General features: G+C 61.5%; 13 protein-coding genes. 7 read left to right on the forward strand and 6 right to left on the reverse strand.

All coding sequences use genetic code 11. The features are described 5' to 3' along the window. Nucleotides 1–113 precede the first annotated feature (113 nt). Nucleotides 114–1,277: an NADH:flavin oxidoreductase gene (locus MKZ40_RS07355; RefSeq protein ID WP_175089857.1), complete on the reverse strand. Its 1,164-nt coding sequence runs from the start codon at nucleotides 1,275–1,277 to the stop codon at nucleotides 114–116. 399 nt (nucleotides 1,278–1,676) lie between these two features. Beyond that, a complete protein-coding gene (locus MKZ40_RS07360; protein ID WP_175089858.1) occupies nucleotides 1,677–2,174 on the reverse strand; it encodes a hypothetical protein in 498 nt (165 codons plus the stop codon). A 419-nt stretch (nucleotides 2,175–2,593) separates the two neighbouring features. Between MKZ40_RS07360 and MKZ40_RS07365 the strand changes: the two genes are divergently transcribed. Then, on the forward strand, nucleotides 2,594–3,025 hold the full coding sequence (locus MKZ40_RS07365; protein WP_175089859.1) for an OsmC family protein: 432 nt from the start codon (nucleotides 2,594–2,596) through the stop codon (nucleotides 3,023–3,025). Nucleotides 3,026–3,192: 167 nt separating this feature from the next. Here the strand turns inward: MKZ40_RS07365 and MKZ40_RS07370 are convergent, their stop codons facing one another. From MKZ40_RS07370 to MKZ40_RS07380, 3 genes are read right to left on the reverse strand one after another with little or no spacing between them, the layout of a single operon-like run. After that, the gene (locus tag MKZ40_RS07370; protein ID WP_175089868.1) at nucleotides 3,193–4,257 is read right to left on the reverse strand and encodes a YihY/virulence factor BrkB family protein; all 1,065 of its coding nucleotides are present in this window, start codon (nucleotides 4,255–4,257) and stop codon (nucleotides 3,193–3,195) included. 47 nt (nucleotides 4,258–4,304) lie between these two features. After that, nucleotides 4,305–5,255: an EamA family transporter RarD gene (gene rarD / locus MKZ40_RS07375; protein WP_175089870.1), complete on the reverse strand. Its 951-nt coding sequence runs from the start codon at nucleotides 5,253–5,255 to the stop codon at nucleotides 4,305–4,307. Next, nucleotides 5,252–5,629: a DUF1904 family protein gene (locus MKZ40_RS07380; protein WP_175089872.1), complete on the reverse strand. Its 378-nt coding sequence runs from the start codon at nucleotides 5,627–5,629 to the stop codon at nucleotides 5,252–5,254. Before MKZ40_RS07380 ends, rarD begins: the two co-directional genes overlap by 4 nt. Nucleotides 5,630–5,959: 330 nt before the next feature. On the opposite strand from MKZ40_RS07380, the gene MKZ40_RS07385 reads away from it, so the two are divergent. From MKZ40_RS07385 to MKZ40_RS07410, 6 genes are all read left to right on the forward strand, one after another. Continuing rightward, the gene (locus MKZ40_RS07385) at nucleotides 5,960–6,874 is read left to right on the forward strand and encodes a nitrilase family protein (RefSeq protein ID WP_175089873.1); all 915 of its coding nucleotides are present in this window, start codon (nucleotides 5,960–5,962) and stop codon (nucleotides 6,872–6,874) included. Continuing rightward, nucleotides 6,874–7,575 (forward strand): pseudouridine synthase, encoded by a 702-nt coding sequence (locus MKZ40_RS07390; protein WP_175089874.1) that lies wholly within the window; start codon nucleotides 6,874–6,876, stop codon nucleotides 7,573–7,575. The genes MKZ40_RS07385 and MKZ40_RS07390 overlap by 1 nt, the downstream gene beginning before the upstream one ends. Nucleotides 7,576–7,868: 293 nt before the next feature. Then, complete coding sequence (locus MKZ40_RS07395; RefSeq protein ID WP_175089875.1) at nucleotides 7,869–8,858, forward strand: ABC transporter substrate-binding protein; 990 nt, start codon at nucleotides 7,869–7,871, stop codon at nucleotides 8,856–8,858. A gap of 315 nt (nucleotides 8,859–9,173) precedes the next feature. Further along, nucleotides 9,174–10,496 carry a dicarboxylate/amino acid:cation symporter gene (locus tag MKZ40_RS07400; protein ID WP_175089876.1) on the forward strand — a complete coding sequence of 441 codons (1,323 nt, stop codon included), beginning with the start codon at nucleotides 9,174–9,176 and terminating at the stop codon, nucleotides 10,494–10,496. A gap of 91 nt (nucleotides 10,497–10,587) precedes the next feature. Next, nucleotides 10,588–12,132, forward strand: coding sequence for an amino acid racemase (locus MKZ40_RS07405; protein WP_175089877.1), 1,545 nt, complete (start codon nucleotides 10,588–10,590; stop codon nucleotides 12,130–12,132). Between the two features lie 138 nt (nucleotides 12,133–12,270). Next, nucleotides 12,271–13,182: a LysR substrate-binding domain-containing protein gene (locus MKZ40_RS07410; protein ID WP_253062196.1), complete on the forward strand. Its 912-nt coding sequence runs from the start codon at nucleotides 12,271–12,273 to the stop codon at nucleotides 13,180–13,182. Between the two features lie 258 nt (nucleotides 13,183–13,440). Here MKZ40_RS07410 and MKZ40_RS07415 read toward each other — a convergent pair whose 3' ends face one another. Further along, nucleotides 13,441–13,794 (reverse strand): hypothetical protein, encoded by a 354-nt coding sequence (locus MKZ40_RS07415; protein WP_043335079.1) that lies wholly within the window; start codon nucleotides 13,792–13,794, stop codon nucleotides 13,441–13,443. Nucleotides 13,795–14,475 lie beyond the last annotated feature (681 nt).

The following is a 14,475-nucleotide window of genomic DNA, read 5'->3' on the forward strand; positions in this document are numbered from 1 at the left end:
GGGATTCAGCGGCTGTATATCTGAGCTCAGGTCGAGGAGCGTCCAGCCTACCAACACAACGAGCCCCGCCAGTGAACTGGCGGGGCTCGTTGTATCTTGCCTGTCAGCCGCTATCAGCAGCGACCCTCGCAGTTGGCAGGCTTGTCATTGGCGATGCGCCAGTCTTCCTCGTTGGCCAGAGTGGCCAGCGGCGACAGCATCGAGAAGTCGAACTCGGTGAGGCAGGTGCCGCGTTGTACGCGCTTGGGCCAGTCATGATTGGCCAGCGCCGAGCGACCGATGGCGACCAGGTCCGCGTGGTGCAGGGCGGCCTGCGCCTTCACGACACTGGCGACATTGCCATTGGTGATCAGGCTCACCTCGGCGGCCTTCTCGCTGCGCACCTGTGCCGCCAGTGCGGTCAGGCTGAGGCTGCGCTCACGCTCGTCGTCTGCCTCGGGGAAGGCGGGGGCCTCGACATCACTGCCGGTCAGGTGCAGGAAATCCAGCCCGGCTTCCATCAGCTTGGCAAAGCGCTCGCGGGCCTCGTCAGGGCCGCCCTGCCAGGCGAGCTCCGGCTCGGTCACGGTGCCCTGGGACAGGCGCATGCCGATGGCGAAGTCGGTGCCGACCGCCTCACGCACGCTGCGGATGACCGCCAGCGGGAAGGCCAGACGCGCGATGGCGTCACCGCCCCAGGCATCGTCACGCTGATTGAAGCGCTCACTGATGAACTGGTGGATCAGGTAGCCGTTGGCACCATGCAGCTCGATACCATCGAACCCGGCTTCCTTGGCGCGATGGGCGCTGGTGGCAAAGCCGGCGATCGCGTCATGGATTTCCGCTTCGCTGATCTCGCGGGCCAGCGGGAAGGGGCCGGAACCACCGTAGAAGTTGAGCATTTCGCCACTGGCGCGGCTCTCGGAGGGGGCGACGACCTCATCCTTGAAGCGGTTGTGCTGGGTCTGGGCGCCGGCATGCATCAGCTGGGCGATGATACGGCCACCTTGTTGATGCACGGCGTCGACCACCGGACGCCAGCTGTTCTGCTGCGCCTGATTGGCCAGCCCCGGCTGGTTGGCGTAGCCCTGGCTAAAGGCTTCATCGGTGTAGATGCCTTCGGTGATCAGCAGCGAGAAGTTGCCCCGCGCGAAATCGCGATAGTAATCGACCATGTCAAAGTGCACCTGGCCGTCATCCTGCGCGCTGGTACGTGTCATCGGGGCGAGCACCAGGCGATTGCTGAGCTCCAGCCCGGCGAAGGTATGGGGGGTGAACAGTGCGGTGGTGTCTGTCATCTAGTACGTCTCCCGCGGAAAGCATTCCACTGTCGTATCCGGTCGTAGGCCCTGAGCATCTGCGTGCACGAAGAGGTAAAGATCGACGCAGTGTGGTGGCCTGAATGAATGATCGACGGATCATCTGTATGCCTTATATCGTGCCTGCCGTACCTGGGGGTCACAAGCCGGAATGCTGGAAGGAGAGTGTTGTCGTTTTGACAACCTATGCATGTAATTAACTGAATTTGCGAGATTTTTTCTCAAATTATTCAGGGTTGCTGCATGAAGTGGCAACGCAGTGCTGCTTTCCATGCACATCAGCATATGCGCGCAACGACGCAGGCCCCGCAACTGTCGGTTGCAGGGCCTGCGTCTTGAGCGCCAATCGTGCCTATGGCGAGTGCTCAGTGCTGGCGATCACTTGCCGTCGCACTGGGCGTTCTGCTTGCTGCTGCCGGAGGGCGGGCAGCCGAACCAGTTCTCGGTCGGCTTGGCCTGGCCCGTGTTGGCGTGGCGGCCGCCCTGGCTGCCGATCTTGCCGCCATCAAGGCTTTTCTGTACCTGGCGCGTGGCGTTGTCCTTGGCTTGCTGGCGTACCTCGGGCTGTTCGTTCTGTTGATAGTGCGCGCCGTTGTCAGCTGCGTCGTCTGCGGTGCGCTTCGAGTGGCTGGGCGTTGGCTGGCCATCCGAGGAATGCTGGGAGGAGGCCGCGCCGCTGGTCCCTGTCTCGGTGTTCATCTCGTCGAAGGCCTGAGCCGGGGAGAGGCCCAGCAGGCCCAGCATCACTGCGGCGGCGCCGATGCCACGGCGCAGGCGGGTGCTCGCGGTAGGGCGCTTGTCTGAGAGCAGACCAGAGCGCAGGCGATGGAGAGAGGCATTGTCGTCAGTGATGGCTGTCGAGGTCCTGTAGAACATGATGAGGGGACTCCTTGCGGGTCTGGCTGCCGGTGTCGGCAGCCGCGCGGGTGAGGGATTCACCGGCGACGTATGAGCTGTCGGCAATGCTGCGCCCTCTTGCAAGTGCGCGCTGCCAGACATGAGAGGATGATGTGAGTGACTGCAACTCGGCGTTGCGCGCCGGGTAATCGATGGAACAGTTATCGGGGCATACCAAGGGAATTCAACTCTTGTTCAATAATTGGCCGTGGCGACGGACGCACTCGCCGGGGTGGGTGGCATGTCTTGCTCACTCGAGTGAGGCGCAGCCAGCACGCGATCGATCAGACACTTGTGATGGCAAAAGGGCAGACGCCCCTTGAAGTCATGGCGTGCCATGACAATGTGGGAGGGACAGGGCAACGGCCCTGAGTGTTCACCCAGTCAAGGAGACAGGCATGACGATCAAGAAAACCGGTTCCGCGCATTGGGAAGGTAGCGTCAAGCAGGGTAAAGGCACTGTCAGCAGTGAAAGTGGTGCGCTCAAGGATCAGCCTTACGGCTTCAATACGCGCTTTGAAGATGGCGCCGGCACCAATCCCGAAGAGCTGATCGGGGCGGCCCACGCCAGCTGCTTCTCGATGGCACTCTCGATGATGTTGGGCGAGGCGGGCCATGAGCCCAAGGCCATCGATACCACCGCCACCGTTCATCTGGACAAGGACGACAGCGGCTTCAGCGTGACGAAGATAGCCCTGGTGACCAAGGCTGACGTGCCGGGCATCAGCGAGGCAGACTTCCAGTCCACCGCCGAGAAGGCCAAGGGCGGCTGCCCGATCTCCAAGCTGTTCACCGCCGAGATCTCGCTGGAAGCCTCGCTGGTCAACTGAGGCGTCGCCTGCAGGCGAGCCGTCGCCGATGAATAGCCCTCAGGCGCCGATCACGACGACAATGACTCGCGTGACCGCAGGCATCATCTCTGCGATGCGAGCATGAAAAACCGCCCCTCGGGGCGGTTTTTTCGTTGTGCGCGCGGTGAGCTTTCCCAGCGCGTGTACTAGCGCTTGTCTGAGCCGCTTTCAGAACCGTTTGCTGAGCCGCTTTCTGCCCCCTTGCCTGACCCCCTGTCTGGGCTCATTTCCATTGCCTCATCCTCGCTGATCTCGCCGGCATGCTGCATGGCATTGCGGCGCGACTGCAGTCGCGTCAGCGGCTTGCGATTTGGCGTGCGGTACCAGCGAATGTTCTCGCGTGAGCACTGCTCCAGCTCGGCGATCACCTGGGCGCCGAGCAGCAGGATCACGGCGCCGATCTCCAGCCCCAGCAGCAACACGATCAGCGTCGCCAGCGAGCCGTAGACGGCGCCGACGAAGGACAGGTGGGTGAAGTACCAGCTCAAGGCGAGGCGTGTCAGCTCCCACAGGGTGGCCGCGACCAGGCCACCGACCAGCGCGCGGCGGGTCGAGACGCGGGTCTGGGGCAGTATCTTGTAGATGGCGCTGAACAGCCCGAACATGCCGACGATGCTGATCAGATAGATCACCTCGCTGCCGGCATCGCCCAGGGTCAGCTCGATGCCGGTCAGCAGCGTCAGGGCATCATTCATCGCCGAGGCCAGCGCCACCAGCAGGGTCAGCGCCAGCAGGCCCGCGCCCAGCACCATCACGAAGGCGTAGGGCAGCAGGGCGGAAATCCACGCGCTGCGCTTACGAATCACCGGATGCTGATGGAAGATCAGCGCGATGGCGTCTTCCAGCATGCGAAAGGCCAGCCCGGCGAAGAACAGCAAGCCGCCCATGCCGATCCAGCTGATCACCTCGCGATTGGCCAGCAGCTTGCGCACCGCGTCCAGCAGGATGTCTTCCTGGCCCGGCCCCAGATGCTGGACCTGGATGGCAATGATGCTCATCAGGCGAGTTTCATCCACCAGGTGCGTCAGCAGCACGCAGAGCAAGGCGAACAGCGGCACGCTGGACAGCAGGATGTTGTAGCCGACGCCACCGGCCAGCAGCACGCCACGGTTGGCGATGAACTGTCCGATGACGCGCAGGGCGAAGGCCAGCAGGCGCGGCAGAAAGCGCAACAGGCGGCTGCTCACGGAGTCTGCAGCAGGGTCTGGCATGGCTGGGCATCCTCGCGTTGGTTCGTGATGTCAGTTCAAGGGTGATTTCAGCCGCGCTGTCGGGCGCGATGCTGGAAAAATGTCGAGGCGGTATAGAGCGCCAGACCGGTCCAGATCAGCACGAAGGTGATCAGCATCGTCGGATGCAGGGTTTCCTTGAAGATCAGCAGCGCGATCAGAAACTGCATGGTCGGGTTGATGTACATCAGAAAGCCGACCGTGGCGAGACGCAGGCGCCGCGCCGCACCGGCAAAGGCGAGCAGCGGCAGCGCGGTGAGCACGCCGCTGGACATCATCAGCACGCTGGCGGGAAGCCCCAGCGGGCCGACATCGCTGGCCGTGAAGTGCGATTCGCCGGAGAACCACTGACCGCCGATCAGCAGCAGCGCGAGTGGCGCGAGCATCATCGTCTCGACCAGCAGGCCCGACAGACCATCCAGCGCGATGCGCTTTCTGAGCAGCCCGTAGGTGCCGAAGGTGACAGCCAGCGAGAGCGTGATCCACGGCAGTTTCGTCAGGCCGATTAGCTGCAGGCTCAGGCCGAGAACGGCCAGCCCCAGCGCGAACAGCTGCACGCGCGTCAGGCGCTCCTTCAGGAACAGCATGCCCAGCCCGACATTGACCAGCGGCGTCATGAAGTAGCCCAAGCTTGCCTGCAGTACCTCATGCACCTCCACCGCGTGGATGTAGATGCCCCAGTTGAGCGCGATCAGGATCGAGCAGGCCAGAACCGGCACAAGCTTGCGGGGTTCGGCGAAGGCAGCGCGCACCGGTGACCAGCGCCGGATGACGCTGATCAGCAGCACCATGAACACGCAGCTCCACAGAATGCGGTGTAGCAGCACTTCCCAGGCGGGAATACCCTCGAACAGCGCGAAATAGAGCGGAAAACAGCCCCACATCACATAGGCGCCCAGTCCGAAGCCGACGCCCTTGGCGCTCTCGCGGCGTGCCTGCGCCAGACTCTCGACGGAGGGGCTTGTCTGCTCCCGCCTCATGCGGAGTCGCTCGAACCATCCTGCGCCAGCGGTTTGCCTGCGATCTGCGCCAGCGGTTTACCTGCGATGTAGTAGCCCGATGGTTCAAGCGCGATGAAGAAGCTTTCGGCCTCTGGGTAGCCGGCCTCGTTCATGGCCTGCGCGATGGACTGGGCGCACTGATCGCGCACCTGTTGGCCACGCTCGAACCACAGCACCTCGACGAAGGGGAAGGCATCGACGAGCTGACCATCGAACACATACTGGGTGGTGATGCACTCCAGCGTGAATTCGTCGCGCGCGGTGGCGGTCGCTTCGCTCAGCTGATCGATCAGTGCGCGCGAGACAGGGGCAAGACGGGCAGGCGTGACACCGTGGAAGCGAAGCTGAGGCATGAAGCTCTCCTGTGAGTCGGGATGGGGAGGGGGCGAGCAAGCTCGCGGTGAACTGACGCCGCCGCAACCTGGCGTGGCGGCCTTGCGTTCATCGCCAATATATCACTGGCTTCTGATGCTCACACCCGTCGCCAGGGATTCGTGTGCGTGATGAGCGGTACGGCGATGACAGATCATGCTTTGCCTCTCACATCTGATCGCCACAGACGGTAGAATGAGCGCTTTCAAGGCGTGGCACGACCAGTGGCAGGGTGGGCAAGGCTCGCGCCGACGCGCATCTGCCAGTCGCCACTCAAGCGCCCATTCAGTCAGCAGGGAGGCACGACGACCATGACGACACAGCCACAGGCGACTTCCTCACAAGCGAGTGCTGGCGATGCCTCGCAAGGGGCGACATTGCGTGTCAGCCTGGTGCAGGCGGACCTGCGCTGGGAAGACCCGGCGGAGAACTGTCGCCTGCTCGGCGAACAGTTGGATGCCGCTGGCCTGGTCATGGGCGCCGATGGCCGCAATGCCGCAACCGATCTGATCGTGCTGCCCGAGATGTTCGCCACCGGCTTCACCATGAATTCGCGTGAGATGGCGCAGCCGATAGAGTCCAGCGAGAGCGTCGACTGGCTCAAGGCACAGGCCATCACCCGTGGTTGCGTGATGACCGGCAGCATTGCGGTGCTGGATGACGGCGAGTGTTACAACCGCATGCTGTGGGCCACGCCCGACGGTGAGGTGACGCATTATGACAAGCGCCATCTGTTCCGCATGGCCGGTGAGCATGAGCGTTATGGCATGGGCTATGAGCGGGTGCTGGTCGAGCTCAACGGCTTTCGGATCCAGCTCTCGGTCTGCTATGACCTGCGCTTCCCGACCTGGCTGCGTCAGCGTCCCGTCATCGGTGGCGTGAGTGCTGCCGAGACCGCCGCCGACAGCGCCTTTGAATATGACCTGCTGCTGTGCGTGGCCAACTGGCCGGGCGTACGGCGTCATCCCTGGCGCACGCTGCTGCAGGCGCGCGCCATCGAGAATCTGGCCTACGTGGTGGGCGTCAACCGTGTGGGTGATGACGCCAACGGGCTGCACTATACCGGCGACTCCATGGTCTGCGACTTCAAGGGCGAGCCCATCCTCGACCCCGCGCCAGACCAGCCCTTCATCGAGACCGTGACGCTTGAACGCGGCGCGCTCGACGAGTTTCGAACCAAGTTTCCGGCGTGGATGGACGCCGATCATTTCACTCTGGAGGCCTGATGCGCCTGGACAAATTCCTTACCGAAACCACGGATCTCAGCCGTAGCGATGCCAAGAAGGTCGTGCACCGCGGCGATGTCACCGTGGATGGTGAGGTAGTCAAGAACACCGCGAGCGCCGTCAAGGACGGCATGCGTGTCGAATGGAATGGCGAGCACCTGGAGCTGATGGGGCTGCGCTATCTGATGCTGTACAAGCCGGCCAATGTGGAATGCACCAGCAAGCCGGGCCTCTATGAGCGCGCGCATGACCTGATCGATCTGCCCAATGTCGAGCGCCTGAGCATCGTCGGGCGTCTCGATGTCGACACCACCGGCCTAGTGCTGATGACAGACGACGGCCAGTGGAACCACCGCGTCACCTCGCCCAAGAAGGCCTGTGCCAAGCGCTATCGCGTCACCCTGGCACGCCCACTGGAAGGCGATGAGCTGGCGCGCGCCGTGGAGGACTTCGAGCACGGCCTGATGCTGGATGGGGAAGAGAAGCCGACGCGTCCGGCGCGTCTCGAGATGGAAACCGCCACCGTGGGTCTGCTGTGGATCACCGAAGGCCGTTATCACCAGGTGAAGCGCATGTTCGCGGCCATCGGCAATCACGTCGAAGCCCTGCATCGCGAAGCCATCGGGGCTGTCGAGCTGGACCCGGAGCTGGAGCCGGGCGAATGCCGCTTCCTGCGTCCGGAAGAGATCGCCAGCTTCTGATCGCACGCTTCTTATCGTTGGCTTCTGATGCATCAGCGCATGCATCATCAAAAGCCCCCGTCATTTTTCACGAATGGCGGGGGCTTTTTCGTGCGCGTCGTTGGCCGCCGTGTCTTGTACCGATCCAACGATCGCGCTTAAGGTAGCTGTTCGTCTGCTCTCATTGTGATTTCTTTGCGGGAAGCGCGTTTTGCAGAAGTGATGTTTATACAGATGTCGCCTTCAATCAAACGCTTGTTTCCAGTATTTTCATGACAATGGCGTATTCATAACAACAACGAGGAAAATCCACTATGTCGTCCCCCTTCACCAAGTCCCATCTGCTGAAACCTCTGCCACTGCGCATGGCGTTGGCGGGCAGTGGTCTGCTGCTGGCAACCCTGTCAGCGCCGGCGACTGCCGCGGAAGATGCCAGTGTCGTGTTCGCGGCGCCGCCATGGCCGGGCGTGACCATGAAGACCGAGATTGCCTCCGAAATCTTCGAGGCACTGGGCTATTCTCCCACCACCCGCCAACTGGGCGCGCAAATCACTTACGAAGGCATCTCGCTCGGGGAAGTCGATGTCTACCTGGCCGCTTGGTTGCCGGGTCAAAGCACCATGTACAAGGCGGCTATGGCAAAGGATGCCATGGTCGACTTCGGCAACAATGTGGATGGCGCACGTGCCAATTTCGCCGTGCCACGTTACGTGGCCGAAGCCGGTGTCACCTCACTGCATGACGTCGACAAGCCGGAATTTGCCGACAAGTTCGAAAAGACCATCTATTCCATCGAGATCGGCTCGGGCTCCAGTGAAATCGCCAACCGTGCCGTCGATGAGGATATCTATGGTCTCGGCGATTGGGACCTTAAGGAGTCTTCCACTGCCGGCATGCTTGGGACAGTCGCCAATGCCATCAAGCGTGATGAGTGGGTCATGTTCGTCGGCTGGACTCCGCACTGGATGGGCGTCGAATACGACATGGTCTTCCTCGATGACCCGGAAGACCTCTGGGGCCCGGGTGGTGGTGCCAGTGATGTGAAGACCTTGGCCAACAAGGCGTGGTCGGAAGCACATCCCAATGCATCCATCTTCCTGGATCAGATCTCCTTCACCTCCGAGGAGCAGAGTGAACTCATCTATGGCTATGGCAAGGAAGAGCGCCCGCAGGAAGAGGTGGCGGGAACCTGGATGAAGGCCAACCCGGCCAAGGTCAAGGCCTGGTTGGAAGGCGTGACCACCCGTGATGGCGAACCTGCCTGGCCGGCCGTCAAGGAGGCCTTGGGTCTGCCGGAGGCATGATCGACAGCTTGAAAAGGTGCCACTGATCTTTGTGGATTGAACACCTTGAATATTTTGGTCAGTACACGAAGCCCGCTCAATGAGCGGGCTTCGTGCGTTCTACAGCAGTGAACGTGTCAAGAAAGCGCACAGCGTCAGAGCCGGGAATAGCCTCTGGCGTGTCGCGCACCAGGGGGTGAAATCACTGTCATGCAAATCTTGCATGGAAAATCCAAATAAAGAATTGGTCGCGAGATAGGGGCCTGTATCACCATCAGTCTGCACTCTGCGCTGCTTCCACGCGCAGCCAAGAACAATGACAAGAAGGAAACACTCATGGCTGATTCAGGTTCTTCCTCCGCCCCGATACCCCGCTCTCCCGGGCCCATTGCGCGCTTTCTGTCTCCCTGGACACGTCTGGCGCTGTGGAAGCAGATCTTCATCGCACTGATTCTGGGCCTGGGGCTGGGTATCGTGCTCAACCAGACCGGGCGCGCAGATATCGCCGCCGATATCAAACCGCTGGGTGACCTGTTCATTCGCGGCATCAAGATGCTGATCGTGCCGCTGGTCTTCATCTCGCTGGTCACTGGCGTGGCCTCGCTCAACAACCTCTCCAAGATCGGGCGCCTGAGCGTCAAGACGCTGGTGCTCTATCTGGGCATGACGGCGGTCGCCATCACCATCGGCCTGGGGCTGGCCACCGTCTTCCAGCCGGGCGTGGGGATCGACCTGGGCAGCGCGGCCAATGTCGAGGTGCGTGAAGCGCCGACCGCCGTCGATACGCTGCTCGGGCTGGTGCCGACCAATGCCGTCGAAGCCTTCGCCGAAGGCAATGTGCTGCAGATCATCGTCTTCGCGATCCTGTTTGGTCTCTCCATCACGCTGGTAGGGGAGAAGGCCCGTCCGGTACGCGTGTTCTTCGAGTCCGCAGCGGAAATCATCTATCGCATGACCAGCATCATCATCGCCTTCACGCCCTACGGTGTCTTCGCCCTGATGACCTGGGTGGCCGGTACCTATGGCCTGGCGATGCTCGCGCCGCTGGCCAAGGTGATCGGCATCGTCTATCTGGGCTGCTTCGTGCATGCCATCGTGGTCTATGGCGGCATGTTGCGCTTTCTGGCGCGCTTGAATCCGCTGCGCTATTTCCAGGGCAGTGTCGAGCCGATCATGCTCGCCTTCACCAGCACCTCCAGTTCCGGCACCTTGCCGGTGACCATGATGGCCGCCGAGCAGAATCTGGGCGTCAAGCGGGGTGTCTCGAGCTTCGTGCTGCCGATGGGCGCGACCATCAACATGGATGGCACCGCGCTGTATCAGGGCGTCTGCGCGCTGTTCATCGCCCAGGCCTATGGCGTTGATCTGGGCATGACCGAATACGTCACCATCATCATGACCGCGACGCTGGGCTCCATCGGTACCGCCGGTGTGCCGGGTGCCGGCTTGATCATGCTCTCGCTGGTGCTGACCTCCGTCGGCCTGCCGCTGGAAGGCGTTGCCATCATCGCCGGCATCGATCGTGTGCTCGACATGGCACGTACTGGCCTCAACGTGGCGGGCGACTGCGCCGTCAGCTGCCTGGTCGCCAAGAGCGAAGGTGAGCTGGACGAGCAAGTCTTCAATACGCCCCACGTCATGCGCTCAGAGCTCAGTTGAGCGCTCTTGTCTGAACACCCACCGCGTCATCATCATCGGCTTGTCGGCATCCGCGTGATAAGCGTGTCAAGGACATCAGGAGAACATCGTCATGGAACGCCTCAACGCATCTTCACCAAAAGCCAGCCCCTCTGTCGTTCGCTACGGCGTCGTGGGCGGCCTGGGGGCGATCGGCAGCGCGGATGTCCTGCTCAAGACGGTGCGCGCGGCGCAGTACTGCAAGCCACCGGGTGGGGTGGATATCGCCTTCGAGCAACGCCGCTTCGATGATGGCCCGGGAATCGCGGCGGAGGCCTACGACCCGCTGCGGCGCAAGTTCTACGTCTACAACGTGCTCAAGGACATGCAGGGCAAGGTCGAGAACGCGATGGTGCCATGCTTTCTCTCCCACACCTTCCTGGCCGAGATCACCCCGGAAATCAGCGTCAACGTCGTCGATATCTTCGATGCGCTGCTGGCGCGTATTCGCCGCGACTATCCCGAGGTGCGTAAGATCGGCGTGCTGACCTCAAGCTACGTGCGCGCCTCCGGTATCTTCGAGCAGCGCTTCGGGGAGCCGGAGGCCACGATGGCTGTCACGGATGCCACGCAAGACGGTAACTACGTGGCAGGTGATGGCCTCGCGACAGCTGGCGGCCTCGAGGTCATCTACCCCGATGCCACGGTGCAGCGTGATGCCCTGATGCAGGCCATTTATGGGCCGAGCGGCATCAAGAGCGGCCATCATGGTGGTGAATGTCTGCAACTGTTGCTCGAGGCCTGTGATGACCTGGTCAGCCGGGGCGCGGAGATCATCGTGCCGGGCCTGAGCGAGATTCCGGTGCTGATGGAGTCGCTGCAGCCGCTGGTGCCGGTGCCCCTGCTCGACTCCAACCTCATCTACGCCGAATACGCACTGGGCGTGGATCGCGAGCGCGAGAATCGCAACTTCAAGCTTGGCGTGCTCGGTGGGGTAGGGCCGGCGGCCACGGTGGACTTCATGCGCAAGGTGGTCAGCCTGACGCGTGCCGAGCGCGATCAGGATCACCTCAAGATGGTGGTGGAGCAGAATCCGCAGATTCCCGATCGCACCGCCAATCTGATCGGCAAGGGCGAAGACCCGAGCATTCCGATGCTCGCGACCTGTCAGCGGCTGGAGGCCGATGGCGCCAATGCCATCGCGATTCCCTGCAATACCGCGCATGCCTTCGTGGCGCGTATCCAGCCCTATATCGGCATCCCGATCATCAACATGTTGACGGCGGTAGTTGACCATATCGCAGCGATGCAGACGCCGGTGGCGCGGGTCGGGCTGCTCGCGACCAGCGGTACCGTGGCCAGTCGGGTCTACCACGACATCATCGAGTCCTCGGGACGGGAAACGCTGGTGCCTGATGCGCGCTGTCAGACCCAGGTGATGGAGGCGATCTACGGGCATCACGGCGTGAAGGCGGGGCATACGACAGGGGAGTGCAGCGAGCATCTGCAGGCCGCCATTTCCCACCTGCTGGCGCGGGGCGCAGAAGTGATCATCCTGGGCTGTACCGAGCTTCCGTTGATCGAGCTCGATGCGGCACTGCGTGAGCGGGTAGCGCTGCTCGACCCCGCGGAAATTCTCGCGCAGCGCTGTGTGGCACTGGCGCAAGCCGAGGCTTGATCAGCGCTGCATCCATCCGATCAGCCAGTGAAGAGAGCTTGAAGAAAAGACACCCAGCGACGCGATATACTGCGCTCACGCAGGCCCGCTGTGTGCCTTTGCCTCATTCATGCCTCTCTTCAGGTGCTCGCCGTGGAAATGAACTGGCTGGAAGACTTCCTCACCCTGGCGGTGACGCGTAACTTCTCGCGCGCCGCCACCCTGCGCAACGTGACGCAACCGGCCTTCAGCCGTCGTATTCGCAATCTGGAATACTGGGTCGGCGCCACCCTGATCGACCGCAGCCTGTTCCCCGTCGGCCTGACTCCCGCGGGCGAATCCTTCCAGCGCACCGCCCAGGATGCGCTCTCGGTATTGCGCGTCGGCCGTGATGAGGCGCTCGGCTTCGTGCCCAAGATAGAAGAAGTCGTCTCGATTTCCGCCTCGCACACGCTGGCGGTCAGCTTCTTCGTCGACTGGCATGAACAGCTGCAAAACCGACTGGGCAATCTCAAGGCACGCATCGTGCCCGACCACGTCGCCGGCTGTGTCGATGCCCTGATCAGCGGCAATTGTGATCTGATGCTGGCCTACAACAGCCCGCTACTGCCTACGCTCACCGACATCGTGCGCTATCCCTCCATCGTGCTCGGCTCCGAGCGGCTGGTGCCCGTCAGTGCCGTCGATGACGCTGGCCAGGCACTTTACTCCCTCGACAGCGACACGCCGCAACCCTACCTCTGCTACTCCAGTGACAGCTATCTCGGCCGACTGACCGCACTGATCATCGGACGCCAGAACCTCGCCGCGCGTCTCAACTTCCGCTACGAATGCTCGATGTCTGACGTGCTCAAGCGTGGCGCACTCGCCGGTAGCGGCATCGCCTGGGTGCCGGAGCGCGCCGTGCGCGACGAGCTGGCCGCCGGGCGCCTCGTCATCATCAGCGATGACAGCCACACCGCGCCGCTGGATATCTGCCTCTTCCGCCACGCCGAGCACGACCAGCGCGTGGCCGAACGCATCTGGCAAGCCTGTCTGACCGACGAAGACGAGGCCCTCGAATCAGAATGATAATTCGCTGGCGGCGTACCAGGTCAGAGGAAGAAAGCTCAGGGGGATAGGGCTGGAGAAAATGGAAAAGAAAGCCCAGAACAATGACCTGACATCATCGCCAGAGCACGACGCAAGACGGGAGCCACTGGGGCTCCCGTCTTGCATTACTGCATCCAAGCGCATCTGAGCGCATTCAACCGTATCTGATCGCATCTCAGCGCACAGCGCTATCGACTGCAACTGCATCGGCCGCAACGGCAAGTCATGCATTGCCTCTCACGACAGTCGACGCGAATTGGCCGTCGTGCGCTTGTGCAACGGCTTGATGAAGAGGGTGCCCGTCGTCCACCACGGCGCCACCTTGCCGCCCGTCATCGCGTTCATCCACGCCTTCTGCATCACGAACCACATCTCCCAGCTGGCTGCGATCTTCTCCGACACCATCTTCTGGTTCTCGGTGATCATCTTCGGGTCCAGCGGCGACTGGGTTCCCCACAACTGAGTGCGCGACATGATGGTCGACATGGCTGTCGACCACATCTCCACCGACGTCGTGCCCAGCTTCCAGACATCGAACATCGCAGCCGGCGTCGTCGGGACCAACTCTGACCAGGCAGGTTGTTTAGCCATTGTACTCTCCAGGTAAGGAACATGAAGACAGTGATACGCCTGTTTTTGCTGCAGTGCAATATGAGTTTTGACTGTGGGACCAGATCGGGCGATTCGGAGCCTCGATTATCACCACTTTCTTTATAAATCAGTAAGTTAGCGGTAGGTGATGGTGGGGGAAGCCGGAATTTTCCGTGCCTGTGCGGAAATTTCCCGTGGGGCTGGGAAAAGTGAATTTTGGGATTTGTTGGCAATGTCTTACGTAGGCCTAAGAATTTAACGAAGCTTGGTGTCAGTTCAGTCAGACAGGGCACGTAGGTGTTGGCGAACGTCGCGGAAATTTCCTGTTTGGAACAAGGCAGGCGGCAGCCCCATTAAAGGTTAAGGTTTGGATATTTAAACAGTGTGTGTCTCGAGAGACGCAGGGTGTCTCTTTGGGATGGCGATCTATATCCGTAAGAGCGTCAAGTCAGTTATAATTAGCTTTCATGGAATTTCGCATATTCAAGTATGCGATTGTGAACTGATATAGCAGACTTGGGGTTGTACAGTGCCAGAACGGAGCTTGCCTTGCTCAGGGAAAATGCATGAAAAACCGCTCTACGACGGGCCTCGTAGCGCTTTACCAAAAGGACCTCATGTGGTCATTTAGCAGCTTTCGCTCATGGATGATCCGATGCTGACACCGTCTCTTATGCACCA

Origin of the sequence: Cobetia sp. BMC6, assembly GCF_029991385.1 — a bacterium.
GTDB lineage: Bacteria > Pseudomonadota > Gammaproteobacteria > Pseudomonadales > Halomonadaceae > Cobetia.